This window comes from Frankia sp. CcWB3, from assembly GCF_977927595.1.
Map to the genome: position 1 here is coordinate 1 of NZ_CDWRCK010000048.1, position 3,267 is coordinate 3,267.

The window sequence follows — 3,267 nt, forward strand, 5'->3', positions numbered from 1 at the left end:
CTGGCGCTCGCGGCGACCCCGCCGCCCGAGGAACCGGAATCCGCTCCTGCCGCGGAATCCGCCGGTGTCGCCCCCTCGGCGCTCGCCGAGGGGGTCACTTCTCCCGCCGTGGCCGAGCCTGTTCCCAATGCGTCCGCGTCGGCCGAGTCCTCGTCGGCCCAGCCTGTTCCCGACGTCTCCGCGTCGGTTGAACGTGCTCCTGTGGGGTCTGAGCCTGCCGTCGCCGCCGCCGAGGCGGTCACGGCCACAGGCACCGATGAGCAGGCGGTCGATGGCGAGCCGGTGGACCTGCTCGTGGAGCCAGCCGCCGAGCTGGTGGTCGAGGTCGTCGAGCCCGACCCGGTCGCCGAGGCGGGTGCGGCGGCGGTCGAGGCGGCGGCGGTCGAGGCGGGTGCGGCGTCGGCCGTGCCGGCCCCGGAGCGCGCCGAGGATCCGGTCACAGCGATCGGCCAGGCCTTGGCCGCTCTGGACGAGGCGATGTCCGTGTTGGGCAGCACGATCGTCCCGGCCTCGCTCGATGCGGCAGGTGGTGCATCGCATGCCTCGCCGTCGCCAGGCGGTACGGTAACCGAGCTTTCCGGGGAGCGGCGGGCTCCCACGGAGCGCGCCGACGGCGTCGCGGGTGGCAGCCGGCCGGTAGCCGGCGCGCCCCTGCCCGCGGGGACGGCCGCGAGCAGGGAGACCCACGAGCCGGCGAGCAGGGGTACCGCACGCCGGGAAGGCGGGGAAGACGGGGCCGAGGGGAGCACCCCGACTTCGGGGAAGGCACCGGCCGATCGCGTGAGCACCGCACCGGTGCGTCGGAGCTGGTGGCGCCGAATGTTTGTCCGTAACGCCCATTGATGTAATTAACGGTACATAGGAGTCGAAATGAAATAACTTGCGCGTTTCGAACCCTCCACAGGCCTGTGACCTGCGATGATGCTCTCGATCACGTATTTGTTACTTCATTACGTCCCCATAGTCGGCAATGGGACCGGCTGTCGTCAGGTTGACGCGTCGACGATGTTGATCGGCAATAACGTTTCGAGCGTCACCGATCTACCAGGGGAGAGGATGTCCATGCGAGCGAGATCGCTCGTCGCCGCCATTGTGCTGTCGTCGCTGGCGCTCGTCGCCTGCGGCAGCCGGGCCAGTAACAACGGAACGACCTCGGCCGGCAACAAACCGGCCGGGGCGTCGAACAACACAGCCTCGGATATCGGTGTCACGCCGACCGAGATCAAGATCGGTACAATCGCCGGCCTGAACAGCGGTTTCGGGCCGGACACGTTCTCCGCCTCACTGTACGGGGCGCGGGCCTATTTCAAGGCGCTCAACGCCGCGGGCGGAGTCAACGGGCGCACCGTGAACCTCGTCGAGTGTGACGACAAAGGCACCGGTGACGGAAACACGAACTGCGCGCACAAGCTCGTCGACGACGAGAAGGTCTTCGCGCTCGCCGGGGTGACGGCGTTCGACTACACGGGTGCGCAGTACATCAACTCCAAGGGTGTGCCGGATATCGGCGGCCAGCCCGTGTCCGCAGCCTACGATCAGTATCCGCACCTGTACTCGATCTACGGCAGCTATTATCCGCGCACCGGCAGCCGTCCCGGCTACAACGGCACGCTCTACGCGGGGACCGAGACCTACCGCTGGTTCAAGCAGAACCTGAAGACCAACGTCGCCGGGGTTGTGTACTACAACGTCGCCCCGTCGGAGCGGTACGCCAAGTCGATCGCGGACGGCCTGCGCAAGGATGGCTACACGGTCATCGAGGAGCAGATCAATCTCGGCGCCCCGAGTTGGGACGCGACGGTCCTCGACCTCAAGCGGCGCGGCGTCCAGATCGTCTTCGACGCGATGGACGACGGCGGTAATGCTCAGCTGTGCAACGCCATTGAGTCCCAGAAAATGCCGATCACGGCGAAGGTGACCCCGCCGCAGGGCTGGGCCAACAACGTCCGCCAGGTCTACAATGCCTCCCCGAATTGCCGGAACACGATCTACTCTACTGGCGGCACCGCCAACTATGCGGACACCCAGATTCCCGCGGTCGCCACGTTCCAGAAGGATCTGCAGGCGGCCGCGCCCGATCGGGTAGCCAAGACGAACCTGTGGATGCTCGAGGGTTACGCCTCGGCCCAGTGGCTGACCGACGCGATCCGGTCCTGCGGCGCCGACGTCACCCGCGCCTGCGTCGAGGCGTACATGAACAGCGGCAAGGACTACGACGGTCACGGCCTGCTCATCCCGACTGGCCGGAACTTCAAGAAGTTGCCTGAACCGCCGTCGCAGGAGCAGAACTGCCTCAACGTCGCCCGTTGGCAGGATTCGGCGAACGGAAACCAGGGCGGCTGGGTGACCCAGGTCAAGGACATGAACACCAACTGCTTCACCGTCCCGGATCTGCCCTACCAGGCCGGCTGATCTCTCACGGGACCGCCCGGGACCGCCCGAGTGATCTCGGGCCCCGGTCGGGGCACCCTCCACGGCGCCACGGAGGGAACCTCGACCGGGGCCTTTCAGCGGGGCCTTTCGCGGCCCTACGCCCGGAATTCCCCCGGTGCGCCCGCGAAGGACCGCTCGCCCCGGTGCAGGACGTAGACCAGGTCCGCCATCGCCAGGGCCTGCTCGGTGTACTGGTCGGCGAGCACGACGGTGGTGCCCGACGCGGCGACCGTCGCAAGCCAGCCGAACAGGTCCGCGGCGACCTTCGGGGATAGTCCGAGCGACAGCTCGTCGACCATCAGGACCGAGGGGCGGGCCAGCAGGGCGCGGGCGAGCGCCAGCATTCGCCGCTCACCGCCGGACATCGATCCGGCCCGCTGCGTCAGCCGCTCCCGCAGCCGGGGGAACGACTCCAGCGCGGGGGTGATGTCGGGGTGCCCGCTGGCTTCCGCGATGATCTGCAGATTGTCCCGGACCGACAGGGTGGCGAAGACGGCCCGTTCGTCCGGCACGAGCATCAGTCCCCGGCGGGCCCGGTCGACGGTGGACATCTTGGTGATGTCCTCGCCGCGCCAGGTCAGACTGCCCGAACGCAGTGGGATCAGCCCGGCCAGCATCCGCAGGGTGGTGCTCTTGCCCGCGCCGTTGACCCCGAGCAGGGCGGTGACCTTGCCGGCGGGGATGGCGAGGTCCAGACCGTGCAGGACCTCCACGGTCCCGTAGCCGGCCCGCGCCCCGGTCAGTTCGAGTTCGGCTGTCGCCGTGGTCACGGTGCCTCCTGCGGCTGCTTCAGGACCGTTTCATCGTGGCGATGGGCAGCCTGGGCCAGGTACA

At 68.3% G+C, this 3,267-nt stretch carries 2 protein-coding genes and 1 pseudogene; 2 read left to right on the forward strand and 1 reads right to left on the reverse strand.

The window, feature by feature from the left end:
• Both ACY5KJ_RS06025 and ACY5KJ_RS06030 read left to right on the forward strand, forming a co-directional pair.
• Nucleotides 1-843, forward strand: a pseudogene (locus ACY5KJ_RS06025) (MarR family transcriptional regulator); the annotation flags it as partial.
• 219 nt (nucleotides 844-1,062) lie between these two features.
• Nucleotides 1,063-2,412 (forward strand): ABC transporter substrate-binding protein, encoded by a 1,350-nt coding sequence (locus tag ACY5KJ_RS06030; protein WP_462187791.1) that lies wholly within the window; start codon nucleotides 1,063-1,065, stop codon nucleotides 2,410-2,412.
• Between the two features lie 116 nt (nucleotides 2,413-2,528).
• Here the strand turns inward: ACY5KJ_RS06030 and ACY5KJ_RS06035 are convergent, their stop codons facing one another.
• Nucleotides 2,529-3,203 carry an ABC transporter ATP-binding protein gene (locus ACY5KJ_RS06035; protein ID WP_462187788.1) on the reverse strand — a complete coding sequence of 225 codons (675 nt, stop codon included), beginning with the start codon at nucleotides 3,201-3,203 and terminating at the stop codon, nucleotides 2,529-2,531.
• Between the last annotated feature and the right edge of the window lie 64 nt (nucleotides 3,204-3,267).